The following is a 25610-nucleotide window of genomic DNA, read 5'->3' as shown; positions in this document are numbered from 1 at the left end:
CCCGAAAAAGATACAATCTAAGAAGTTATGATAACTCTATTTTAATGTCTCCTGAATAGCTTTCTCGATCAAAGGCTCCATAATTTTATATCCGGGCAATGTAGGGTGAACACCATCTAAAGTATATTTCCCATCCAATCCTTTCTGATCGTCGCTCATTTTTGAGAAATAGTCTGTATAAATAATCTGGTTTTCTTTGCAATAGTTTTGAATCATTTCATTGAGTTTGATTATTTTTTCGGCAGGTTCCAATCCTTTTCGCCATTTAAAATCTAAAGCAGGCAGTACGGATGAAAGGATCACTTTAATGTTGTTTTGTTTGGCTAATTCTGCCATCGAAATAATGTTTCCGAGAATATCTTCGAGTTCAATCGGACCGTTATTTTGTGCAATATCATTGACTCCGGCAAGAATAATCACCAATTTTGGTTTTAAAGAAATTACATCTGCTCGAAATCGTACCAACATTTGCGAGGAGGTTTGACCGCTGATTCCTCGATTAATATAATTTTTATTCGAAAAAAACTCTGGATCATAGGTTTTCCAGCCTTCAGTGATAGAGTTTCCCATAAAAACAATTCGGTTTTTGTTTTCCGGTTCTAGTTTTAAAGCTTGATTTTCTTTTGAATATTTAGAGATATTGGCCCAATCTGTTTTCATGTCTTGACTGAAAGTTTTTGTAATGATAAAAAGCAGTAGTATAATGAAAGTCTTTTTCATAACAAAAAATAGTTTTGATGTTTAGAATTGTTTCATTTTCTAATTGTTTAATCCTTTGATTTCTTTCCAGGTAATCAGCTGAATATTATTCGCTTCAAGTTTTAGTTTGCATTCCGGACTGGTGAAATACTCCAAGTCTATTTGTCTCCATTTTGAACCAAAATTGGGATGGTTTATAGTGACAGCTTTCATTTCGTCGTCATCAAAAGCCGGATGTATCAAAATGGCATTCAATCCAGGAACCATATTGTCCAGTACACTGCTGTAGTATTTTTTTTGTTCGTCTTTTACAAAATAATCGTAATGACCAATATGAAGGTGTTCGACCACAATATCATTTTCGAAGTCGAAACTTTCGCTCGTTAAATTAACAGATTCAATAAAAGCTTTATTCAGAAAAACAGCTAAGTTGTATTCTTTGCCTAAGGCTTTGTAGATCTCTAAAAATTCAGGAGATACGCCCACGCTGTACATATGAGAGTCAAGATGAGTAGGCTGTAAGCCGAAATGCAGTGCTTTTTCGATTTGAGCCTGAAGCTCTTTTTTGACCTCTTCCGGTTTGGCATTGCTGAAAAAATCGGCTCTGCTTTTGTAAAAATGCCCGTTTTTATCTACTAATGAAGAAACTTCAGAAATTGGTGCAACCGGACCAAATTTATAGTTTTCCCATTCACAGGTTAGGGTTAGGTGAACCCCATGTTCGAATTGGGGATTGTTTTTTGCGTAATTGACCATTTCAAAAGACCATGGGCAAGGCATCATTATGCTGTAAGAATTTACTAATCCTGCCTCAAGTGCTTGTATGGTAGCTCTGTTTTCAGAATGCGATAATCCGGCATCATCAGCGTGTATGAGTAATAATTTAGTCTCTTCCGGATATCCTAGTTTTTGTGATAAATTCATTTTGTGTGTTGTGTTTAATTTTGTGATTCAAATTTAGTGGATTTTTCTCGCAGGATTGTTAATGAGAAAATTATAGTGAATTCCTGATTTTTTTAAGATGATTTGCTTTTGAAATTTAATTTCTTCTTCATGATTTTTGATTTTTTTCTCAATAAAATAATTATGTGATACTGTTAGTTTCAATCTTGGGGATATTTATTGTCAGTATTTGCAGCGATTTTAAAGGTTTGTATCTTTTGAAGCAATAGAAAAAGGATATTCTATTTTGTCATTAAATTTTCCTCAAATTAGCCTATCTTTGCCGACTGAAAAACGCGTATATGAAGTTTGATTTATTACAAAAAGATCCGCAGTCGAAAGCAAGAGCGGGGAGTATTACTACAGATCACGGAGTTATTGAAACTCCTATTTTTATGCCTGTTGGGACTGTTGCATCGGTAAAAGGTGTGCACCAAAGAGAGCTGAAAGAAGATATTAATCCGGATATTATTCTCGGAAACACTTACCATTTATATTTACGTCCACAGACTGAAATTCTTGAAAAAGCAGGTGGATTGCATAAATTTATGAACTGGGATCGCAATATTTTGACTGATTCCGGAGGGTATCAAGTGTATTCGCTTTCTAATAACAGAAAAATCAAAGAAGAAGGAGTAAAGTTTAAATCACATATTGACGGATCGTATCATTTCTTTACACCCGAAAATGTAATGGAAATTCAACGTACCATTGGAGCCGATATTATTATGGCTTTTGATGAATGTACACCTTATCCTTGCGATTACAGATACGCACAACGTTCGATGCACATGACACACCGTTGGTTGGATCGTTGTATCAATCATTTGGATAAAGTTCCTTATAAATATGGATACGAGCAAACTTTTTTCCCGATTGTTCAGGGAAGTACGTATAAAGATTTGCGTCGTCAATCTGCGGAGTATATTGCAAATGCTGGTCAGCAAGGAAATGCTATTGGCGGATTGTCAGTAGGAGAACCTGCTGAAGAAATGTATGCCATGACAGAAGTAGTTTGTGAAATCCTGCCGGAAGATAAACCTCGTTATTTAATGGGAGTAGGAACTCCAATTAATATTCTGGAAAATATTGCGTTAGGAATTGATATGTTCGATTGTGTAATGCCAACGCGTAATGCAAGAAACGGAATGTTGTTTACAGCAAACGGAACGATCAATATCAAGAATAAAAAATGGGAAGCTGATTTTTCTCCAATCGATGAGATGGGACATACTTTCGTAGATACAGAATATACAAAAGCTTATTTACGTCACTTGTTTGCTGCGAACGAATATTTAGGAAAACAAATTGCAACCATTCATAATCTTGGTTTCTATATGTGGTTGGTTCGTGAAGCCAGAAAACATATCTTAGCTGGCGATTTCAGACCTTGGAAAGAAATGATGGTTAAAAATATGAGTCAAAGACTATAAGAAGTTTTAAGTTTCAGGTTTCAAGTTTATGGGTATTAAAAGAAAACCTGAAACTTGAAACCTGAAACTTGAAACCCCAAACCTTTTCAAACTAAAAAATATATATGCTGACGATAATAGACAAGTATATTTTAAAAAGATATTTAGCCACTTTTTCGGTGATGATACTCTTATTTATCCCAATCGGAATCGTAATTGACGTTTCGGAGAAGGTAAATAAAATGTTAGAGAACAAAGTCCCATTTACGGATATTGCGATCTATTATTACAACTTTACAGTCTATTTTGCGAACTCATTATTCCCGATATTTTTGTTTTTATCGGTGATTTGGTTTACCTCAAAATTGGCAAACAATACCGAAATTATTGCCATTTTAAGTTCGGGAATTTCCTTTACCCGATTTCTGAGACCTTATATTATCGGTGCCAGTATTGTATCTGTTTTTGTGTTGTTAATGGGATTTTTTATTGTTCCTGCAGCCAGTGAGGGTTTTAATAATTTTAGATATACTTATCTGAAAGGAAACGGGAAACAGCTCATGCGCGGTGAAAACACCAACGTATTCAGACAAATTAATGATAATGATTTTATCTATGTCAATAGTTTTAATGAAGAGTCTAAAACAGCCTTTAATTTTACGTTAGAACATTTTGACAAGGACATGCTAACGTATAAAATCACTGCAAGTCGTATCAAATGGGATCCGAAAAAGAAAATTTACACGCTGTACGATTACACCAAAAGAACAGTCGGTGAATTAAATGATGTCATTGAAAAAGTTCCTGAAAAAAATGTAGCCTTTAAATTTGAATTGGAGGATTTAACGCCTGTAGTTTATATTGCCGAAACTTTAAGTTTAGGGAAACTGTATAAATTTATTGATAAAGAAAAAAAACGGGGTTCAGGAAATATAAATACTTATTTGGTCGTACTTTATAAAAAATACAGTGTTCCGGTATCCGCCTTTATTTTAACAATTATCGCCGTGGCAGTTTCTTCAATGAAACGTCGTGGAGGAATGGGGACCAATTTGGCGATTGGAATTGCAATTGCGTTTTCTTTTGTGTTTTTTGATAAAATATTCGGAACCCTTGCCGAAAAATCTACTTTCTCACCTTTATTTGCTGTTTGGTTTCCGAATATGGTTTTCGGAATTTTAGCAGTTTACCTATTACGTAATGCGAAACGATAATTTAAAAAGTTACTTAAATTTACACTTAATTGTTTTTATTTGGGGGTTTACAGCCGTCTTGGGCGCTTTAATTACTATTGATGCTGAGAATCTGGTTTGGTACAGAATGCTTCTTGCCGGTATTTTTTTAGGATGTTTTATTGTTTATAAAAAGCAATCTTTTCGGGTTCCGGTTAAAGAATTTTTCAAACTCATTTTTGTCGGGCTTTTGATTGCCTTACATTGGGTTTTCTTCTTTAAAGCGATCCATATTTCCAATGTTTCCATCACACTTTCTATATTTTCACTCGGCGCTTTTTTTGCTTCTTTATTGGAACCCATCTTTTTCGGGCGTAAGATATTATGGTATGAAGTTTTTTTCGGACTTATAATTATTGGCGGATTAGCTTTGATTTTACAGGTAGAAATTAAATATTTACAGGGCGTTTATTTTGCGTTGGCGTCTATAATTCTGGGCGTATTGTTTACGCTTATGAACGGAAAATTAATTAGCAATCATGAGCCTTCCGTAATTACTTTTTATGAGTTTGGAGCCGGTGTTTTTTTTATTTCCGTTTATTTTTTATTTAAAGGAAAATTTAATGCTGATTTCTTTACAATGTCAACAAACAACTGGATTCTGTTATTTGTTTTGGCCTCCGTATTTACAGCCTATGCTTTTACCGCTTCTGTAAAAGTGATGCAGCGATTAACACCTTATACGGTGATGTTAACCACTAATTTGGAGCCCGTTTACGGAATTGTTCTGGCCTATTTTATTCTTGGAGGAAAAGAAAAAATGAGCACGGAATTTTATATTGGAGCGATAATAATTGTGATTACAGTTATCCTAAACGGCGTTTTTAAACATTATCAAAACAAGGAAAAAGTATAGTATTTTACTTATTTTAAAATTGCATTTTTACACATTAAACAATATTTAATTCTCCCAATGATATAATATTTTTATATTTGCGGTTCGATTTACAAACAAAATTCAAAAATCCATGGAATATTTAGATTTTGAGCTTCCAATAAAAGAACTTGAAGAACAGTTAGAAAAGTGCGTTATAATTGGAAAAGAATCTGACGTTGATGTTACACCTACTTGTAAAGAAATCAACAAGAAACTAGAAGAAACCAAGAAAGAAATATATAAAAACCTTACGGCTTGGCAGCGTGTACAATTGTCAAGACACCCGAACAGGCCTTATACACTTGATTATATCAGAGCAATCTGTGGTGATACTTTTTTAGAACTTCATGGAGACAGAAGTTTCAAAGATGACAAAGCGATGGTTGGTGGTTTAGGAAAAGTTAACGGACAGTCTTTTATGATTGTAGGTCAACAAAAAGGATACAACACCAAAACTCGTCAATACCGTAATTTTGGTATGGCAAACCCTGAAGGATACCGTAAAGCTTTGCGTTTGATGAAAATGGCAGAGAAATTTGGTATTCCGGTTTTAACTTTAGTAGATACTCCCGGAGCCTATCCTGGTTTAGAAGCAGAAGAAAGAGGTCAAGGAGAAGCTATTGCCAGAAATATTTTCGAAATGGTTCGCTTAAAAGTGCCGATTATCACTATTATTGTAGGTGAAGGTGCTTCTGGAGGAGCTTTAGGAATAGGTGTTGGAGATAAAGTTTACATGTTAGAAAACACTTGGTATTCTGTAATTTCTCCGGAATCTTGCTCTTCTATTTTATGGAAAAGCTGGGAATACAAAGAGCGTGCAGCTGATGCTTTAAAATTGACTTCATCTGACATGAAAAGACAAAAATTAGTTGACGATGTGATTCCGGAACCGTTAGGAGGAGCACACTACGATCGTGAAACTACTTTTAAAACAGTAGCAGAATATATTACTAAAGGATATAATGAATTGAAAGACTTATCAACAGCCGACTTAATTGCCCAAAGAATGGACAAATATAGTCAGATGGGGGAATACAAGGAGTAAATTCTTACAAAATTATTTAAAATCCGAAGCCTTGTCGTTTCGGATTTTTTTTTGGTTATCAACAAAAAAAACTTATTTATAAACAATTAATAGTTATAACTCGATAGCATTGTTTTTTTTAATTTTGCTACTTTCGCTATATGGAAAATTTCAAAAATGTATACCCTGCAAAGGCAGATAAATCCGCAGTCATTAATTTAGAGAAAGGAAAACTCCCTCCTCAAGTACTTGATTTAGAGGAAGCTGTTCTTGGTGCGATGATGATTGATAAAAAAGGGGTGGATGATGTAATTGATATTTTACAGGCTGATGCTTTTTATAAAGATGCACATAAATTTATTTTTGAAGCAATTGTGCAACTCTTTACTGAAACACAACCAATTGACTTGTTAACCGTTTCGACTCAGCTGAAAAAGAATGGAAAATTAGATTTAGCAGGAGGAGATTTTTATTTAATTCAACTTACACAAAAAATTGCCTCTTCGGCGCATATTGAATTTCACTCTCGTATCATACTTCAAAAGTATATTCAGAGAAGTTTGATCCGAATTTCTTCTGAAATTATTGAAGAATCGTATGATGAAACAACTGACGTATTTGACTTATTGGATAAAGCAGAATCTAAATTATACGAAGTAACTCAGGGAAATATTAAACGAAGTTCAGAAACGGCTCAGAGTTTAGTTTTACAGGCAAAGAAACGTATTGAGGAAATTGCTGGTAAAGAAGGTTTGAGTGGTGTTGCAACAGGATTTGAAAAATTAGACCAGATCACCTCAGGATGGCAACCGAGTGATTTAATTATTATAGCCGCCCGTCCAGGTATGGGTAAAACCGCATTTGTACTTTCGATGGCACGTAACGTAGCTATTGATTATGGACATGCGGTGGCCGTTTTCTCTCTGGAGATGGCCTCTGTACAGTTGATTACCAGGCTTATTTCGTCAGAAACAGGATTGTCTTCTGAAAAATTAAGAACAGGAAAACTGGAGAAACACGAATGGGAACAACTAAGTACTAAAGTAAAAGATTTAGAGAAAGCGCCGCTGTTTATTGATGATTCACCTTCGCTTTCTATTTTCGATTTACGTGCAAAATGCCGTCGTTTGGCATCACAACACGGAATTAAATTAATCATTGTCGATTACTTGCAGTTGATGACAGCAGGAGGAAACGGAAAAGGAGGAGGAAGCCGTGAACAGGAGATTTCGACTATTTCCCGAAACTTAAAAGCATTAGCAAAAGAGTTAAACGTTCCGGTAATCGCACTTTCACAGTTGTCCCGTGCGGTTGAAACCCGTGGATCCAGTAAAAGACCTTTACTATCGGATCTTCGTGAATCCGGAGCAATTGAGCAGGATGCTGATATCGTTTCGTTTATCTACCGTCCTGAATATTATAAAATTGAAGAATGGGATGATGACGAACAATCACCTACAGCAGGTCAGGCTGAGTTTATTATAGCCAAACACCGTAACGGTAGTCTTGAGAATGTACGATTGAAATTCCTTGGACATTTAGGTAAGTTTGATAACCTAGAAGACTTTACAGGTGGTTATGACGATTTGCCTTCTAAGATGAATCACGACGATAATCCATTCGCTACTAAAAGTTTACCATCACCAAATGAAGCGTTCGGAAGCAATCTGAATGAAGACGATGATGACAGCGATGTTCCTTTTTAAATCGTTTAAAATCAATAAATTGTAAATAAAAATCCTTATAAGTTTAGCGACTTGTAAGGATTTTTTTTGAATTGATAATTAGCCAGTTCTCAGTAGTAATTTTACACGATTATATTTCTTATATAAAAATTAATTCGGTAGTTTAGCATAACCATTTAACAAATCTAATACTATTAACTAATTCTAATTTGTAAACTATGAATGAAGAAACTTTTCCGAATCCTATTCAAGTTCCATTAGCTACAGCCGAAGCATGGGAGAAAAGATACGAGGAGGACAAAACCATCGAAGAGAATGACAAAAAAGTAAAATCTTTTTTGATTCCAAGAGAAAGTTTAGAACTAGTTTTGCAACTTGATACCGAAGCCGTTCGTGCTTATATCGGGATCAATGATCAAAAAGAGAAAACTTTACTTTTTGTGGGAGCAAAACTAGATGAAAAAACTGGAAAATACATAGACGTTTACGGGCCACCACCTACAGCAAATAAAGGTCTGGACTCAGCTGGAGATGTTGTCTATGACGGTGTGCGTCCTAGTCCACCTTATTGATTTTAAATAGGATATGTAAAATTATGGATGATTTTTTAATATACTTAGTTTACGTACTTCTATTTTTAAATCTCATTTTTTACAGCATTAGCTTTTTTCGAAAGGAAAAAGCTAATGTTTTTTTTGTATGGTATATAGTATCTAGCTGCATTATGCAATTTTCAATGGAAGTCTTATACAGACTGGCGATTCATAATCTAATAGTAGTAAATACCTTTTTTATAATACAATTTATTTTACTGGGATTGTTTTTTAAATCACTTTTTACAAACAAAAAACAAATAATGTACGTGCAGTATAGTATGTACTTGGGTTTGTTTTTAATAGCTTGTCAATATGTGTATGATTACAATTTGTTGTTTGACTTTAACTTATTTGCAATTTCGCTGACCTCACTTTTATTGGTTTGTTATGCGTTGATGCATTTGTACAATCAACTGGCGACTGAAAAAGTATATTATTTTATAACAATAGGTATTATAATTTACATGCTACCAAGTACTGTTCTGTACTTAATAGGAAATTTGACTGAGAATTTAAGTGAGGATTTTAAATACATTTCGTGGCAATTGAATGCTTGCTTGGTTATTGTGCAGCAAGTATTGTACTTATACGAATGTAAAGTGAGCTTTTTGAAAAAAGAAGCAACTCTGAAAATTTAAAAATTTCTGTTATTCATTAAATAACAAAAGAAAATAATAAAAAAAAACATTTTAAGCGCTACCATCGTAGCGCTGTTTTTTATATCTACATGCCAGAAGTAAAAAGAATCAAGCCCAAAAGTTGTGAAGAAATAAAAATCTCGCGAAGTCGAAAAGTCGCGGAGTTAAAAAATCAATACAAAAACTTGAAGGCACAGTGTCTTTGCGAGAAATAAAGTCTGGAAAATCAACAACAAAACAAACATCAAGAGCTGTTAATGCTAATGCCATGGAGGAGATTTACACAAATTACTCCACAACTTTTTGACTTGATCCAATAATAGAGATTGAAGGGATCACGTTTTCGCTACTTTAGTTCAAATTTATTGTAGTTGATAAAGGATGTACAACACAAATTGATGCGTTTTTTAGGATTGAATTCATAAGCTGAAGTAACTACTGTTTTAATAGTTTTAGATAGTAACAATACCGTAAAAGAATGAACCGCAACGTCAAATAAATTGTCTGTGTTTAGGATACCCCGCCTATATCCTCCTTGAATAGTGATCCTGAAAATGAATAGTAAGATTGTCTAGTTGCTTTTAAATTAATGATATTTTAATAGAAAGTAAATGTTCTGTTAAACCGATTTTAACCCAATTTAAACTAAATCAACCATGAAAAAAATTACTTTATGTGCTACTTTGATAGCGCTGTTTTTTATGACATCATGTCAAAAAGAAAACACTCAGGAAGAAAGCAAGGCTATGTCTAAAGAAGAAAAAGAAAATTGGCAGACTGCAAATCTGGATGCTAAGTTTGCAACTTCTCAAAAGAAAGTTACGGCTTATTTGTTCTCGACCAGTGAAATGGCAACACTGGTTAAAACCCCCAATATTAAAGAAGTTCGTTTTCTTCTGGGGTATGCAGACAATACGATTCAGATTAGTATAATCGGTGTCGATAAGTCTGGAAAGGAATTAGGAATCGTCAATCCTACCATACTGAAAGAATCCAATTATCAAGAGAAACTAAGCAGGCTTAGTGCGTTGTCTATTAGCGAAACAGAGATGAGATCACCGGTAGTAGAAGAACATTTGTTGCTCCCAAAAGATGCTCTTGCAGGTATTGAAGCCTGGCAGGAAAAGCTAAAATCGGTTTCTGATCTGAACGCAATAACTTCTTATGAGGGATCGCGTTTTTGCTATTTTAGTTTAGAAGCAGATGTTGTAGCCGCTATGGTGGATCATGAGGATATAGTAAACATTGGCTTGTTTTTAGGATTAAATCCAAAAGACAAGGTTACTACGATCTTAATTGGATTGGACAAAAACAATGCAGTAAAAGAGTTTGCTCAGGGGATAACTGGGGGAATTAATATCGCTGTCAGTATTTTTGATGGTGTCCGCCCATGTCCGCCCTACGGAAGTTGTAAATCGCATTAATAATTTTGAGATTCAGAGGGAGTTTTAAAGACAAACAAACTCTGGATTTTTTTTAATTTAACCCTAACAAAGAATAAACTATGAAAAAAGCAATTTTAAGCGTTGCATTAGTGACGCTGTTTTTTATGTCTTCCTGCCAAAAGGAAAGTGCTCAGGAAGAGAGCAAGGTTGTGACAACAGAACAAAAGGAAAACTGGCTTACGGCTACTTTGGATTCGAAATTTGCAAGTTCGCAAAAACAGGTTACGGCCTATTTGTTTCCGGCAGATAAAATGGAGGCATTAGTCAAAACACCAAATGTCACAACTGTACGTTTTGTATTAGGTTATGCTGATCATACGATTCAAATTAGTGTGACAGGTGTTGACAAATCCGGCAAAAAACTAGGAACTGTAAGCGCAACCGTATTAAAAGAATCAAATTATAGCGGTAAGCTGAGTAAACTTAACCAGTTGACTGTTAGCAAAACCAACAAAAGAACGGCGTTATTAAATGCACATTCATTGTTGCCTAAAGACGCTTTCGCCGGTATTGAAGCCTGGCAACAGAAATTGAGTGCTGTTACTGACTTAGAAGAGGTAACTTCTTATGAGGGAGTACGTTTTCGTTATTTTAGTTTAGAGTCTGAGGTGATTTTAGCGATGGTGGACAGTGGAAATACAGCAAACATTGGTTTGTTTTTAGGTCTGAATACAAAAGGAAAAGTAACTACTGTTCTGATCGGTTTAGACAAAAATAATGACATTAAAAAAACAACACCGACATCAAAAGAGGCGGCAGCTGTTTATGATTTTTCGGAACCATGCCCGCCTAAAGGCGATCCAGCCAATTTTGAATGATTTTAAGCTATAAAAAAGAGTGAATTTGAATACAATCTCTGTCAGGGGTAAAATTCTGACAGCGATTTTTATTTTAAGTTTTTTATATGTTGCCTTTAAAATTAAGTAAAATACAATACATTTGGTTTTTAGAGTAATAACTGATAAAAAAAAATGGAATGTTAACGGTAGTTTCCACAAGTTTAATTTCAATTCCGGAAAAAGAGATTGTGGTAATCATATTGTACACCTCTCTTTTTTTAATGTTGATGGCAATCGCTTTGGTTGTATTTTTCTATTTTTCAAGGAAAAAAATTATTGAAGAAGAAGTAGAAAAGAAGAATTTAGAAATTCATTATCAGAAAGAACAGCTGTTGGCTGTAATACTTACTCAGGAAGAAGAGCGTAAAAGAATCGCTCAGGATTTGCATGATGACATTAGTTCTAAACTGAATATAGTATCTTTAAACAGTCATTTATTAAGTGCTCCCAACTTAACGGAAAAAGAAACGTTAGAAATTACGGAGAATATTATCAATCTAACCGCAAAAGCATTAGAGAATTCAAGAAAGATTGCCCATAATTTATTACCCCCTGTTTTCGAAAAATTTGGACTTCATGCAGCAGTTGAAGAATTGTGTGATGAGTTTGAAAGCTGTAAAGTTATTAAGGTATCTTACAAAAATGAAATTGAGTTTGATCCTTTAGAAATGGACCGCCATTTGCATGTTTTTAGAATTTTACAGGAATTGATGAATAATTCCCTGCGACACGGAAAAGCCAATGTAATCAAAATTGGTTTTAAAAGTGAAAATCAGATGAATGTTTGCCATTATGAAGATAACGGAGTCGGTTTTGATGCCGGGAAATTAGAAAATCAGAAGGGACTTGGCATGAAAAATATTGACAGTCGGGTATCATTTCTGAATGGAACAATTAAAATAGACTCTCAAATTGGTAGTGGTATTGCGGTAATGTTTACTTTTTAAAGTCCATTTTGAAATAAAAAGCATTTTTTTTCCAATAAATACAGGCATTTCGCTGTTTTTCAATGCATATTTTGTAATTTCGGTATACTAAAAACGACCAAAACCTAGTAAAAAAATGAGTAACGCTATTAAAATTGCTTTAGTCGATGATGAAGTTTTATTCCGGAAAGGAATTTCTTTTTTACTGCAAAAAGAGGATAATATTGAAATTATTTTCGAAGCTTCAAATGGGGAAGACCTTATTTTTTGCTTAGAAGATTATGAAATAAAGCCGGACATTATAGTCATGGATTTAAAAATGCCTATTTTAAATGGGGTTGAAGCCACTAAAATTATTCGTAAATCCTATCCGGATATCAAAATAATTGCTTTAACCAGTTACGATACAAAATCGTTTATCGCTAATATGATACAGGTTGGTGCTGTTGCCTATTTAATAAAAAACACCACTCCAAAAGATCTAATTCATACCATTAATGAAGTATCACGAAAGGGGTTTTACTACAGTCAGACTGTTTTAAGAACCATTCAGGATACCATTATTTCCTCAAAAAATAATAAGTCAAACTTAGAAACCGGTTTTCTGTCCCCTAGAGAAATAGAAATTCTTCAACTTATTTGCCTGCAAAAAACAACTTCTGAAATTGCAGATCAACTTTTTTTAAGTCCAAGAACTGTAGAAGGACATCGTAATAATTTATTGCTTAAAACAGAATCCAGAAATATTGCCGGATTAGTAGTATATGCAATTCAAAACGAAATTGCGGTTTTAAACATTTAAGTTTAGCTTGCTAAAAATTGAATCGATAAAACATAATATAAGATTATAGTCAGAACAAGTGCACAAACACCTATTCTTCGAATTATATTTATTTTTTTTTGTTTATTGTTGCCTTCATTGGATCTCATAGTTAAATTCTTCATCGATATAGTAAAAAATGGTTATTTTGGTCAACAAATTTAATTAGAAAGAGTTGTTAAAATACAGGTGTTTTTACGTGATTTTGTTATTCTTGTAGCAGTTTACTGATTTTATTGGAAAGCGGAATAAATTGGCGATGCAATTGTGTTTTTTACAGCTTCCTTTATATCTTTACTAAAATAATTTTCTGATGAATAAAAGCCTAGTTTATATTGTTGTACTTCTGTTTTCATTAACCGCTAAGGCTTCGTTTATTCTATTGCCGATGGATGAAACGACACAGCAAAATCATCTGAAAGCATATGGAATTACCTATTGGTGTTTGAGTAAAGATTACAAAGCCAGTTGGTTGCTGAATTATCGGGGAGGTTCCTTTTTATTGCCCGATGTAGAGGAAATCCGTAAAGAATGTAAAATCAGAGGCGTTAGTTTTGAAATAATTTCAGATGCAGAAGAAACTTCTATTTTAAACGAAATTTCCAGCCCTTCACAAAATATGGAATCGGTTGTTTTGGAGAAAGCACCAAAGATTGCAGTATATACACCAAAAGGAAAACAACCTTGGGACGATGCCGTAACCTTAGTTTTAACGTATGCCGAAATCCCTTTTACCCCAATTTATGATGAAGAAGTTTTGAGTGATCAATTGCTTCTTTACGATTGGTTGCATTTACATCACGAAGATTTTACAGGTCAGTATGGTAAATTTTATGCCGCATACAAAAATACTCCTTGGTATATTGATCAAAAAAGTGATGCAGAAGCATTGGCTACTAAATTAGGTTATCCCAAAGTTTCGCAGGAAAAAGGAGCAGTGGCAAAAAAAATACGTGATTTTGTTATCGGTGGAGGATTTATGTTTGCCATGTGTTCTGCAACGGATAGTTTTGATATTGCACTTGCTGCAGACGGAGTTGATATTTGTGAAGCGATGTTTGACGGAGATGCCAGTGAACCCAATTATCAATCAAAACTGAATTATTCAAATTCATTTGCCTTTAAAAACTTCACACTAGAAAGAAAACCGGAAGTATATGAGTTTTCAGATATTGACATGACTTCCAAACGTAGAATCCCGATGGAAAAAGATTACTTCTCATTGATGGAGTTTTCTGCAAAATGGGACCCAATTCCGAGTATGTTATGTCAGAATCATACACAATTGGTAAAGGGTTTTATGGGACAAACCACCTCTTTTGATTCCTCTTTTATTAAATCCAATGTGTTGGTAATGGGAGTTTGCGAGTTAAATGGAGAGTCCAGATACATTCATGGTGAAAAAGGAAAAGGAATGTTTACCTTTTTTGGCGGACATGATCCCGAAGATTTTCAGCATCAGGTAGGTGATCCGCCGACCGTTTTAGACTTGCATCCTAATTCTCCGGGGTATCGATTAATTTTAAATAATGTATTGTTCCCTGCAGCAAGAAAGAAAAAATTGAAAACCTAATTCTATTTAACTGAAAATTCCAGCCAAACAGGAATGTGATCCGATATTTTTCGGGCTTCTTTTAAGGAATTAAATTTTTTATAAAACAAAATTACTCCCGAATTAAGGTGAGACAAGGAATTGGTGCTGTAAAAGATATTATCAAATTCTGATGCCAGGCAGGTTTCTCCTTTGCATTTTTGTTTTAAAGTGGTTTTTTGGTTTTGAAAAACGGGAGAGTACCCCATTTTTTTTAAGGGATTAAAAACAGTATGAGACTGTGGACAATTATAATCGCCGGCAAAAATTAAGTTTAAATTAGGGTATTGTTGTGGTAGAAATTTAAAGTACTTTATTTCTGTTTCCGGTTGCTTGCTTTTGGTAATCGCATGAAAATTAACTACTGTAATCGTTTTTTTTCCAATTTCGAAACTGGCAAAATAAGGCTCACGATCAATTTGAAGACCGTATTTTTTTTCAAGCCAGGTATTCCCTTTCAGTTGGACTTTATTGATTTTCCAGATAAAAGCATAACGCTCTTTTTTATAGCTGCTGCCACTGGTAGGATCACTGATGCGATAATCCCATTTTGAACCTTTTTTATTCAGGACACCGGCCAATTTAGCTACTGCCTGAGCGCCACCATGACCCGCCACAACTTCCTGAACAGCAATAATATCATAGTCGCGAACCGTATTGGCGATAAAATCTAATTGAGATTCTGTTTTTGATTTTCCAAAGTTCTCGATATTCCAGGATAGAATTTTTACCTGAGAAAAGGACTGAAAAGTTACAAGTAGAACAAAAAGGCAGAGAATGTTTTTCATGAAAAGGGGAAAGGATCAAATATAGCGTTCTAAAAGGGCTACTTTGTTAAAAAAGAGGAAAAACTTTAAAGACAAATTCTTTTAAATTCTCTTGTATCTGTTTTTTAATGCAGTTGTTATAATTAGTATTTGCAAAACTAAAAGAACAGGGATAAAAATGATATTCCAATTTACTTTTAGCCATCCAGCTTTCTCTGATAGAAAGGCAAAACAAATTACAAATACAAAGCCAAGTATCATAGCTTTTAAAGCAGTTTCATTTTTGGATGTACTAGTGTTTGAGATTAATTTTTGAATTTGATTTTTCTCTAAATTAGTAATACTGTATTTCGACTTCATTCGTAGTTTAATAGATTCTGCTGCAAATTTAAAATTATAAAAGCAGAATTCCTTACGTAAACCCGTAAAAATAATGCAACTATATCAAGCCAAGATCTTTTGCAATAGCGATCAAATGTACATTATTGTTCGCTTTAAAGAATGTCTTTAATTTGTTGATTCTTTTTTCAATACTGCTGGTGCCGTTTGGTGTTATGGATACGTTTTTAAATTCGCTTGAAATATTTTCTAAAGTATAACCCTTCGCCAGCAGTTTCAAAATTGAAATATCATACGACTCAATTTCAATTACAGCTTTGTCACTAAAAGTGGAAGAAAGATTAGAGGATACTATTTTTTCTTCATTTCTGAAAGTTCTTTCAATAGCCTTTTTTAGTTCATCGATACTATTTCTTCCTTTTGAAATATAAGCATTAATGGCTAAGTCATTAAAAAGAGATTGTATGCGATAGGACTTATCTTCTATGGAGAATATAATTTTCTTTATGGAAGGCTGAACTTTATTTATTGCAGCTATAAGTTCCTCTCCCGAAGATAATTTTACTTTCCTGTGATCAGATTTAAATGATAAGTCGCTAATTATTAAGTCATAGGGATCTTTTTCGGCTATTCCCTTTTTTATTTTTAGCAGAGCATCATCACAATATTTTACATGATCAATTACTGGAATATTTAAATCTTCCAAAACCTGAATAACAGTTATGCTTATGCTGTCTAAATCTTCTGCAACTAAAACTTTTTTAAACATATTTATATTTTTTATAAATGAAAAGTAAAACTTAATTTGAACCCACTTTGAGAGTAGGTGTCAAAAATAAGAGTTCCATTGATAGTTTTTATACGGCTTTCCACATTTTGTAGTCTATTTTTTAAGGCAGTGTTGTTTTTTGTAGTCCCAACGCTGTTATTTGCGTAAGTTACGATTATTTTTTTGTCTTTTATTTTAAAAGTTATACTTGCCAAAGTTGCTTTACTATGTGTTTTCATGTTGGTAAATAACTCTTGAAGTGCTCTGTAGAGAATTATTTTTTTGTTTTTATCGATTTGTTTCCACGGAATCGTATCTAAACCACTTGAAAAAATATTGATGTCCTGGGTTTTAAATTCAGAAATCATTTCTTTTAAAATCAAAGTATAATTTTCGTCGGTTAGTATACTGCTGTTTTCCTTTGAAATGTTTCTCGTTCGGGAATAGATGACCTCTAGATTATTTAGTAACTGCTCTTTGTTTTCCTCGCTTTCCAGATTTTCGGTGCTTGCAAATAGAATCAGGTTGTAAATGTTGTTAGAAAGCTCACTTTTTAGTTTTGCAGAGATGCGCATTTCGCTCTCATAGATGGCGTCGTTTTTTTCTCTTCTTCCTTTTAAGATTAAATAAGAGGAGAGAAATAGTAAAATAACCAGAATGAATAAGATCAGGATATACGAAATGATGTTCCGGTTTTTCTCTCGTTCCAGTTGTAATTTATTTTCTGCCTTTTGAGTTTTGAGTTGTAAATTTTCGGCTTTGTCTAGTTTTGAATCGTATTTAATTTGAGAAAATTGATTTTTCGTTCGCAGTCTCACCTCTTTAATACTATCAGAAAGCTGTATATAGGCAAGCGCATACTTTTTTTGTTCAGGCCCGGTACTGCATTTTACAAGTGCACTTAAATATTGGATTCTTTTGGTTGTGTAATTATGGCGACAAGAGATGTCATAAGCCAATTTAACATGTTTCGATGCATATTTTGGATTGCTTTTTAAATAATAAAGAGAGATAAACCAGTGATTGAACATGATCCCTTCCTGATTTTTAATTTGTTGGTTGATTTTCAAACTCTCATTAAAACATTCCAATGCTTTAGGATTGTACGTTTTGTAATAACAATGCCCCAGATCGTTTAGTACCATGGCATAATTGGTCTCGTCGATATTTAAATTTTCGGGGTCCGTAGTATGTTTCGCGAGAAGCGGTAAATAGATTTCTATTGCATCAATGTATTTTTCCTGATCACAATATACTAGTGCTATATTATGCAGTGTCTGATTTCTTTGTAAGGTAGTGGATGTATAGTTTAATGCTTTTTGATGGTGCAAAAGAGCATTTTTCAGATCGTACGAAGTATGGTAATTATTGGCCATAATCGTATAAACCGTCCATTTGTACCCACGATTTTTTATTTTTTCCAGATAAGGCATGGTCTTGGTCAGATAAGACTCGCTTTTAATAGGGTTGCCCTTAAAATGCTGAATTTCGGCCATACACGTCAAAGTGTAAACAAATTCGTCAGGATTTCTTTTCGGGTCAATTAAGGGGAGCACCTTATTAAAGTAATAGTAAGCACTATCTCTTTTTTTAAGATCGAGTAAAACATCTGCAGTATCAATAATTTTCTTGATCTGAGTAGTAGTTTTTTCCTTTTTGCGATTGATCCAATTCTCTTTTTTACAGGAATGTAGAGATAAGGTAATCAATAGTACAGTAATTATTTTAAATAGAAGAGGCAGTAGCGATTGCCCTTTTGTAGAAATATCCATGTTTTTATTAGTGGTATAAAGGGAGTTTAATAAAAACTTTAAAGCCTTCTTTTGGATTGGAGTCGAAAGTAACGCCTCCTTTTATAGTAGCAATTCTATTTTCTATATTTTGTAGTCCATTTTTAAACCCTATTTTTTTAAGATCAATACCCTGTCCATTATCAGCGTAATTAATAAGGATAACATCTGCTGTCTTTTTTATTGTAATCCCGATTAAGGTTGCTTTACTGTGTTTTTTCATGTTTACAAGCAATTCTTGCAGAATTCTATAGATGGTTATTTTTTTTGTTTTTTCAATTTCATCCCACAAAATGGTATCTAAACCACTTAGTACAATAGTGACATTTGAGGTATTAAATCCGGAAATCATGTCCTTTAAAGAAATGATGTAATTGATGTCGGTTATGATTGGACAGTTTTCTTTTGAAATATCTGTTGTTCGGGAATAAATATCAGTAAGACTATTTATTAAATTGTTTTTGTTTTCGATTATTGAAAGGTCTCTGTTTTCAGCAAAAGCCATAGCATGATAAACATCATTGGCAAGTTCGTCGTGTAGTTTTTTTGAAATGCGGGTTTCGCTGTGATAAGTTGCTTTTAGTTTTTCTCGATTGGCTCTTGAGTTTAGATAAAAATACAGAATGAGGATCAGAACAAGAGTCAGTAAAATAATGATGTATGAGATGTTATTTCTCGTTTCCTGTCCTTCTAGCTGTAGTTCATTTTTTATTTTTTGTGCTTTAAGTTTTAAGTTTTCATCCTTTTCTTTTTTTGAATCGTATTTTATTCTTGCAAATAAATTTTTTGCTTTCTGTTTGACTTCAGAAATACTGTCTGTCAATTTTACATAGGTAATAGAATTTTTCTCTAATTCTTTACCGGAATCATTTTTTATAAGAAAAGCAAGAACTTTTAATGTCTGATCTATGCAATCTGAATTACGATGTTTTTCGTAACTCAGTTTGGCGTATTTTATTGATAAAGGCAGATTGTTTTTTTGATAGTATTCGGCTAGATGATAATAGGTTTTACCCAATTGATAAGCGTCTTTTAGTTCAGATTTTATTTCCAGACTTTTAGTATAGTACAAAAGAGCTTCTTTTTTTTCAAGTTTAAAATAGCAAAAACCGATATTGTCCAGTATTCTGGAGTATTGCTCACTATTTTCCTGGACACTTGTAGAATTGGTTAAAGGAAGTAAAATTTGTAAGCAGGTATTGTATTTTTTTTGTTTTATAAAAATAGCTCCAATATTATTTTTTGTAGTTAACTTTTTAACGACATCAGTGTTTAAATATAGTGCTTTATAAAAGTAGGATAGTGCAGTGTCGTAATTGTAAATGTTACTATAGTTTGTGCCTAGAATAGTATATATTTTCCATAAAGAATCAGGGTTTTTCAGGCTGCTTAAAAGTGGAAGGGCTTTGACTAGGGTAGTTTCGCTGCCAAGGAAATCGCCCAAAGTTTGCTGTATGTCGGCCATATTCGTTACGCAATACGCATAATCACTAATGGGGTTAGTAGGAGTACAGTTAATTTTAGCTTTGTTATAATAATAGAAAGCACTGTCAAGTTGTTTGTTTGTTCTGAATTTATCAGCTGTCGCAATCAGCTGTCGAATTTCGGTATTAGGTTTCGTTTTTTGTGTGATAGCAACAGGCTTCTTTTGACAAGAAGAGAAAACAACGAGAGTAAGGAATATAAAGAGGTAAGTGTGTATTCTTTGTGGTATCATTGCGCCAAAAGTAGAAAAATCTGTCAAATGACAATACGTATAAATACGGTATTTTAGATTTTTTTTTAAATGTATAATATCTATTTCTCATATACAGTTATATACAAACAAACCCTCACAGGTGAGGGTTCGCATTAGTGTTTTTTTTGTAAAAATTATCTTTAAAATTATACAGCCCTTAAGCCTGTAGTAATTCCAATTCTGTTCCAGGCATTGATGGTGATGATCATCATTATAATTTCGGCAAGGTATTTTTCGTCAAAAAAGCGAGCAGCATTTTGGTAAACTTCTTCAGAAACATGATTACTTATCAAGGTGACTTCTTCTGTTAGTGCTAAGATCGCTTGTTCTTCTTCAGTATAAACATCAGCCTCACGCCATGCGCTTAGTAAATAAATGCGCTGTTCGCTTAAACCCAATTTACGGGCGTCTGTAGTATGCATATTGATGCAATACGCACAACCATTAACTTGGGAGGCTCTAATTTTGATTAATTCCTTATGAATAGGACTTAATGATGTTGAAGCGATGTATTTTTCTAAGCCTAACATTGCCTGGTATGCTTCCGGAGCTACTTTTGGAATAACTATTCTTGGTTTCATTGTACTTGTCTTTTAAAGTTTGATACAAAGTTCAACAAAATCAGCTTTAGAAAACTTGAAGTAGTTCAAGAAATGAAGATTAAATTTTACCGGATCTGATTTTACTCATAAATTCAGCTGAAAAATCTAAGTAGGAGGCAAGCATATACTGAGGGATACGTTGTACGAATTCCGGAAACTGATTGTTAAAATGATGATATCATTCTTCTGCCGACATCGTAAATAAAAATTTGATGCGCATTTGAGCTGCTCCAAAAGACTTCTGAGATACAATTCTAAAGTAACGTTCCAGTTTAGGAATCTGAAGTAATAGTGATTCAAGTACGGTTTTTTCAATAGCAATGACTTCACAATTCTCAACCGCCTGAATATAAAAATGTGAAGGAACATGATTGTGATAGCTCAAATAGTCGGTAATCCACCAGTTTTCAATTCCAAATTGAAGCGTTTGTTCAGTTCCTTTAGCGTTAATAATGTATTGTCTAATGCAGCCTTTTAGTATAAAGTACATTGTATTGCAAATTTGTCCTTCCTGTAATAGACACTCTTTCTTTTTTATTTTAGACAAACGTAAGCAAGACTCCAAAGTATTGATCTCAGAAGGTTCTAATGTGATATATTTTGCGATATGAGTAAGAAGAGGTTGGTACATGCTGCGTTTTACTTTTGTGTAAATATACTTTTTAAATTTAGTTTGTAAAAAGAGATTTATTGAGGAAGGTATAAAAGCAAAAACCCAGTCAATTGACTGGGTTTTCTATGATAAGTAAGTAATCTTAAATTGAGTTTATAAAACGTTTATTTTACTTTATTAAGAATAGCTTTGAAAGCTTCAGGGTGGTTCATAGCTAAATCTGCAAGAACTTTACGGTTCAATTCGATTCCGTTAGCCTTAACTTTCCCCATGAATTGAGAATAAGAGATTCCTTCTAATCTAGCTCCAGCGTTAATACGTTGAATCCATAAAGCACGGAAATTTCTTTTGTTCTGTTTTCTGTCACGGTAAGCGTAGCACATTGCTTTCTCTACCGCATTCTTAGCTACTGTCCAAACGTTTTTACGTCTACCAAAGAAACCTTTGGCTTGCTTCATTATTTTTTTTCTTCTTGCTCTTTTAGCAACTGAATTTACCGATCTTGGCATAATTTTAATGTGTTTTTGTAGCAGGCGTCCTGAATTAAATCAAAGGAACTTAATGGCCATACTCCAAGGTTATATAAATAATTTTTAACCGAAAGAATTATTAGATAATTCTTAATTGTTGTTTAATGCTTTTCATATCTGTTGAGTGAACTAGCGCAGAGTGTGTCAAAGCTAATTTACGTTTTTTAGATTTTTTAGTCAAGATGTGACTTTTAAAAGCATGCTTTCTTTTAATCTTTCCAGAACCAGTAACTTTGAAACGTTTCTTGGCGCTAGATTTTGTTTTCATTTTAGGCATTTTTCCTAGTGTTTTAATTTATTCTTACTTACTTATATCTTTGTTTCATGTTTAAAGTTTCAGGTTGTAAAACTGAATACTGAAACTATAAACTGAACACTATTTCTTTTTCTTCGGAGCAATGAACATAATCATTCTCTTTCCTTCTAACACAGGCATTGCTTCTACTTTACCGTGCTCTTCTAAATCGGTTGCCAAACGTAATAATAAAATCTGACCTTGATCTTTATAGATGATAGAACGACCTTTAAAGAAAACGAATGCTTTTAGTTTTGCTCCTTCTTTAAGGAATTTCTCAGCATTCTTTCTTTTAAATTCGTAATCATGCTCATCTGTCTGAGGACCAAATCTAATTTCTTTTACTACAACTTGCGTTGACTTAGCTTTTAAAACCTTGTCACGTTTCTTTTGTTCGTAAACAAATTTCTTGTAATCCATGATTTTACAAACCGGCGGCTCAGCGTTTGGCGAAATTTCAACCAAATCCAATTCGAATTGATCCGCTAAACGTAAAGCTTCAGCAAGCTTAAATACACCTGGTTCGATGTTCTCGCCTACTAGTCTTACTTCTTGTACACCACGAATATGATTATTTATTCTGTGTGCATCTTTTTTTTCTACTCGAGGTTGGTAACCTCTGTTGCTTCTTATTGCTATGACTTTATAATTTAAGTTAAACTGTAAAAACTTTTAATGTCTTTTTTATTTCTTCGTTTACAATAGCGACAAATTCATCAATTGTAACTGTAATATTCCCTTTTCCTTCTTGACCATGGCGACGAATAGAAATTGTTCCGTTTTTCTCCTCTTCCTCACCTACAATAAGCATAAACGGTATTTTCTGCATTTCAGCATCTCTAATTTTCTTACCAATAGTTTCACTTCGGTTGTCAATTAGGGCGCGAATTTCGTGATTTTCTAGCAAATCTAAAACTTTTTTAGCATATATTTCGTATTTCTCGCTCAAAGACAAGATAATAGCCTGCTCAGGCATTAGCCATAGTGGGAAATTTCCTGCAGTGTGCTCTAGCAAAATAGCGATAAAACGTTCCATAGATCCAAAAGGAGCTCTGTGAATCATTACAGGTCTATGTAATTCGTTATCAGCACCTTTGTAAGTCAATTCGAAACGCTCTGGTAGGTTATAATCAACCTGAATAGTCCCTAATTGCCATTGTCTGCCTAAAGCATCTTTTACCATAAAGTCAAGCTTCGGACCGTAAAAAGCAGCCTCACCATATTCTATTACAGTGTTTAATCCTTTGTCTGCTGCAGCGTTGATAATGGCATTTTCAGCTTTCTCCCAGTTTTCATCAGAACCTATGTATTTCTCTCTGTTTTCCTGGTCTCTTAAAGAAATTTGAGCTGTAAAGTTTTCGAAGCCTAATGAACCAAATACATATAATACTAGGTCAATTACCTTTTTAAACTCTTCATCCAATTGCTCTGGAGTGCAAAAAATGTGTGCATCATCCTGAGTAAAACCTCTTACACGAGTCAATCCATGTAATTCACCGGATTGCTCATATCGGTATACAGTACCAAATTCTGCATAACGCTTCGGTAAATCTTTATATGACCAAGGTCTTACATTGTAAATTTCACAGTGATGAGGACAGTTCATAGGCTTCAATAAAAACTCTTCACCTTCGGCAGGAGTATTGATTGGCTGAAAACTATCTGCACCATATTTTGCGTAATGTCCAGAAGTAACATACAGCTCTTTCTGTCCAATATGTGGAGTTACTACTTGTTCGTATCCGGCTTTCTTTTGAGCCTTCTTTAAAAATTGTTCTAAACGATCTCTAAGTGCTGCTCCTTTTGGTAACCATAAAGGTAAACCTTGTCCAACTTTCTGAGAGAAAGCAAACAATTCAAGTTCTTTACCAAGTTTACGGTGGTCACGACGTTTAGCCTCTTCAAGAAGTTCCAGATATTCAGTTAAGTCTTTTTGTTTAGGGAAAGAAGTTCCGTAAACACGAGTCAGCTGTTTGTTTTTCTCGTCACCACGCCAGTAAGCACCTGCAACACTCATGATTTTCATGGCTTTGATGATACCAGTATTCGGTATATGTCCACCACGACATAAATCAGTAAAAGTGGAATGATCACAAAATGTAATAGTTCCGTCTTCAAGGTTAGAAATCAATTCTGTCTTGTAAACGTTGTCTTTATACATTGCTAAAGCATCTGCTTTGCTAACCGGACGCATTTTGAATTCATGTTTCTCTCTTGAAATTTCAAGAACACGATCCTCAATCTTTTTGAAGTCAGCATCAGTTATCTTTTGATCTTCGAAATCTACATCATAATAGAACCCGTTTGAAATTGCTGGCCCAAGAGTCAGTTTAATTCCAGGATAAAGTTCCTCAAGAGCTTGCGCCATTACGTGAGAAGTCGAATGCCAGAAAGCTTTTTTTCCTTCCGCATCATTCCAGGTATATAAAATAAGACTACCGTCGGTCGTCAATGGAGTTTCGGTTTCTATTGTTGTACCATTAAAAGACGCAGAAATCACGTTTCTTGCAAATCCTTCACTAATGCTTTTAGCAACCTCCATCGGAGTTACACCTGAGGCAAACTCTCTAATTGACCCGTCGGGTAAAGTAATCTTAATCATTGTTTATAATTTTGTGAATGCAAATATAGCGCATTACAAAAACACTTACAATATGTAAGTAGAAGTTTATATGCATATATAATTAGTAAGGCTTTTGTTGTTCTAATGTATTGCTGGATAATTTAAGTTTTGAATCTCTGAGTTTTTTAATAGCTGTAGGTTTTTTGTTTATGAATGGATTTGGTAGAGGAGGGGTGTTTGGTGGTAGGTTTGATTCTAATCTTTCTTTGCGTTTTTGATGTAGAATCAGGTTGTTAGTAGATTTTCTTCTTGGTTATGTAGGTGGTAATGGTTTATATTCCCCAACCCGACAGGTTTTCAAAACCTGTCGGGTTTATTATTCTAAGTCCACAAGCCCCAACATCAAAAAAAGAAGAAACTTGGCGCCTTTGCGTCTTTGCGAGACTATCCAGAGTAAAGAGAGAGCCCGAGAAGCAAGAATAACTCCGAGAGTCTAAACCCTCAAAAGAACAAAACCCCAGCAAAATCAGCCCTTCCAAAAGAACAGCAACAAGATAAAACCACAACATGAAAGAAAATTCCTAAAAACCACAAAAACTTAAGTTTTGTAAAAACACCATTACCAGTAAGTTAAGAAAAAGATTGAAAAAAAGGTAAAAAAAGCAAAGTAAAAAGCTTGTGAATGCGAATAAAGGGGCTACTTTTGCACCCGCAACAAGACAGACGTTCCCTGATAGACTGACAAGAAAAGAGGATTAATTTTTTAGAAAAGTTTGAGAAAACAAAATAAAAAAAAGATTCAAAAAAGCTTGTGAGATTTGAAAACGCTGCTTACCTTTGCACCCCGCAAAACACGCAAGTTCATTGAGAGATTGGTT

General features: G+C 34.0%; 24 protein-coding genes. 12 read left to right on the top strand and 12 right to left on the bottom strand.

Annotated elements, in window-relative coordinates; all coding sequences use genetic code 11:
* Window positions 1-36: 36 nt before the first annotated feature.
* Together AB674_RS03185 and AB674_RS03180 are read right to left on the bottom strand one after the other, a co-directional pair.
* On the bottom strand, window positions 37-720 hold the full coding sequence (locus AB674_RS03185; RefSeq protein ID WP_047773832.1) for an SGNH/GDSL hydrolase family protein: 684 nt from the start codon (window positions 718-720) through the stop codon (window positions 37-39).
* 39 nt (window positions 721-759) lie between these two features.
* Window positions 760-1623: a polysaccharide deacetylase family protein gene (locus tag AB674_RS03180; protein ID WP_047773830.1), complete on the bottom strand. Its 864-nt coding sequence runs from the start codon at window positions 1621-1623 to the stop codon at window positions 760-762.
* A gap of 320 nt (window positions 1624-1943) precedes the next feature.
* On the opposite strand from AB674_RS03180, the gene tgt reads away from it, so the two are divergent.
* From tgt to AB674_RS03120, 12 genes are all read left to right on the top strand, one after another.
* The gene (gene tgt, locus AB674_RS03175) at window positions 1944-3074 is read left to right on the top strand and encodes a tRNA guanosine(34) transglycosylase Tgt (protein WP_047773828.1); all 1131 of its coding nucleotides are present in this window, start codon (window positions 1944-1946) and stop codon (window positions 3072-3074) included.
* A 104-nt stretch (window positions 3075-3178) separates the two neighbouring features.
* Window positions 3179-4267: an LptF/LptG family permease gene (locus AB674_RS03170; protein WP_047773826.1), complete on the top strand. Its 1089-nt coding sequence runs from the start codon at window positions 3179-3181 to the stop codon at window positions 4265-4267.
* The gene (locus AB674_RS03165; protein WP_047773824.1) at window positions 4254-5141 is read left to right on the top strand and encodes a DMT family transporter; all 888 of its coding nucleotides are present in this window, start codon (window positions 4254-4256) and stop codon (window positions 5139-5141) included. The genes AB674_RS03170 and AB674_RS03165 overlap by 14 nt, the downstream gene beginning before the upstream one ends.
* 112 nt (window positions 5142-5253) lie before the next feature.
* On the top strand, window positions 5254-6207 hold the full coding sequence (locus AB674_RS03160; RefSeq protein WP_047773822.1) for an acetyl-CoA carboxylase carboxyltransferase subunit alpha: 954 nt from the start codon (window positions 5254-5256) through the stop codon (window positions 6205-6207).
* Window positions 6208-6347: 140 nt separating this feature from the next.
* Window positions 6348-7892: a replicative DNA helicase gene (dnaB, locus tag AB674_RS03155; RefSeq protein ID WP_047773821.1), complete on the top strand. Its 1545-nt coding sequence runs from the start codon at window positions 6348-6350 to the stop codon at window positions 7890-7892.
* A 197-nt stretch (window positions 7893-8089) separates the two neighbouring features.
* Complete coding sequence (locus AB674_RS03150; protein WP_047773819.1) at window positions 8090-8443, top strand: hypothetical protein; 354 nt, start codon at window positions 8090-8092, stop codon at window positions 8441-8443.
* Between the two features lie 164 nt (window positions 8444-8607).
* A complete protein-coding gene (locus AB674_RS03145; protein ID WP_047774439.1) occupies window positions 8608-9105 on the top strand; it encodes a hypothetical protein in 498 nt (165 codons plus the stop codon).
* 656 nt (window positions 9106-9761) lie between these two features.
* A complete protein-coding gene (locus AB674_RS03140) occupies window positions 9762-10529 on the top strand; it encodes a hypothetical protein (RefSeq protein ID WP_047773818.1) in 768 nt (255 codons plus the stop codon).
* An 80-nt stretch (window positions 10530-10609) separates the two neighbouring features.
* On the top strand, window positions 10610-11368 hold the full coding sequence (locus AB674_RS03135; protein ID WP_047773816.1) for a hypothetical protein: 759 nt from the start codon (window positions 10610-10612) through the stop codon (window positions 11366-11368).
* A 158-nt stretch (window positions 11369-11526) separates the two neighbouring features.
* Complete coding sequence (locus tag AB674_RS03130) at window positions 11527-12336, top strand: sensor histidine kinase (RefSeq protein WP_047773815.1); 810 nt, start codon at window positions 11527-11529, stop codon at window positions 12334-12336.
* Between the two features lie 115 nt (window positions 12337-12451).
* On the top strand, window positions 12452-13117 hold the full coding sequence (locus tag AB674_RS03125; RefSeq protein ID WP_047773813.1) for a response regulator transcription factor: 666 nt from the start codon (window positions 12452-12454) through the stop codon (window positions 13115-13117).
* A gap of 331 nt (window positions 13118-13448) precedes the next feature.
* Entirely contained in the window at window positions 13449-14708 is a 1260-nt protein-coding gene (locus AB674_RS03120) for a hypothetical protein (protein WP_047773811.1), read from the top strand.
* 2 nt (window positions 14709-14710) lie between these two features.
* Here AB674_RS03120 and AB674_RS03115 read toward each other — a convergent pair whose 3' ends face one another.
* The 10 genes from AB674_RS03115 to thrS form a co-directional block, all read right to left on the bottom strand.
* Entirely contained in the window at window positions 14711-15514 is an 804-nt protein-coding gene (locus tag AB674_RS03115; RefSeq protein WP_047773810.1) for an endonuclease/exonuclease/phosphatase family protein, read from the bottom strand.
* A 418-nt stretch (window positions 15515-15932) separates the two neighbouring features.
* The gene (locus AB674_RS03105) at window positions 15933-16601 is read right to left on the bottom strand and encodes a DUF5932 domain-containing protein (RefSeq protein WP_047773807.1); all 669 of its coding nucleotides are present in this window, start codon (window positions 16599-16601) and stop codon (window positions 15933-15935) included.
* Between the two features lie 11 nt (window positions 16602-16612).
* The gene (locus tag AB674_RS03100) at window positions 16613-18373 is read right to left on the bottom strand and encodes a tetratricopeptide repeat-containing sensor histidine kinase (protein ID WP_053004186.1); all 1761 of its coding nucleotides are present in this window, start codon (window positions 18371-18373) and stop codon (window positions 16613-16615) included.
* 7 nt (window positions 18374-18380) lie between these two features.
* Window positions 18381-20108 carry an ATP-binding protein gene (locus tag AB674_RS03095; RefSeq protein ID WP_047773805.1) on the bottom strand — a complete coding sequence of 576 codons (1728 nt, stop codon included), beginning with the start codon at window positions 20106-20108 and terminating at the stop codon, window positions 18381-18383.
* A 167-nt stretch (window positions 20109-20275) separates the two neighbouring features.
* Window positions 20276-20710 (bottom strand): carboxymuconolactone decarboxylase family protein, encoded by a 435-nt coding sequence (locus AB674_RS03090; protein ID WP_047773803.1) that lies wholly within the window; start codon window positions 20708-20710, stop codon window positions 20276-20278.
* Window positions 20711-20909: 199 nt separating this feature from the next.
* Window positions 20910-21362 carry a Crp/Fnr family transcriptional regulator gene (locus AB674_RS03085; RefSeq protein ID WP_240478062.1) on the bottom strand — a complete coding sequence of 151 codons (453 nt, stop codon included), beginning with the start codon at window positions 21360-21362 and terminating at the stop codon, window positions 20910-20912.
* Window positions 21363-21508: 146 nt separating this feature from the next.
* Complete coding sequence (gene rplT, locus AB674_RS03080) at window positions 21509-21853, bottom strand: 50S ribosomal protein L20 (RefSeq protein ID WP_047773802.1); 345 nt, start codon at window positions 21851-21853, stop codon at window positions 21509-21511.
* Window positions 21854-21953: 100 nt separating this feature from the next.
* Window positions 21954-22151: a 50S ribosomal protein L35 gene (gene rpmI / locus AB674_RS03075; RefSeq protein ID WP_007810722.1), complete on the bottom strand. Its 198-nt coding sequence runs from the start codon at window positions 22149-22151 to the stop codon at window positions 21954-21956.
* Between the two features lie 99 nt (window positions 22152-22250).
* Window positions 22251-22802: a translation initiation factor IF-3 gene (gene infC, locus AB674_RS03070; RefSeq protein ID WP_082210583.1), complete on the bottom strand. Its 552-nt coding sequence runs from the start codon at window positions 22800-22802 to the stop codon at window positions 22251-22253.
* A gap of 22 nt (window positions 22803-22824) precedes the next feature.
* Entirely contained in the window at window positions 22825-24771 is a 1947-nt protein-coding gene (thrS, locus tag AB674_RS03065; RefSeq protein WP_047773799.1) for a threonine--tRNA ligase, read from the bottom strand.
* Between the last annotated feature and the right edge of the window lie 839 nt (window positions 24772-25610).

Origin of the sequence: Flavobacterium sp. ABG, from assembly GCF_001027725.1 — a bacterium.
In the GTDB taxonomy this organism is placed as follows: domain Bacteria; phylum Bacteroidota; class Bacteroidia; order Flavobacteriales; family Flavobacteriaceae; genus Flavobacterium; species Flavobacterium cupriresistens.
This window is presented reverse-complemented; position numbering and strand designations above follow the sequence as displayed.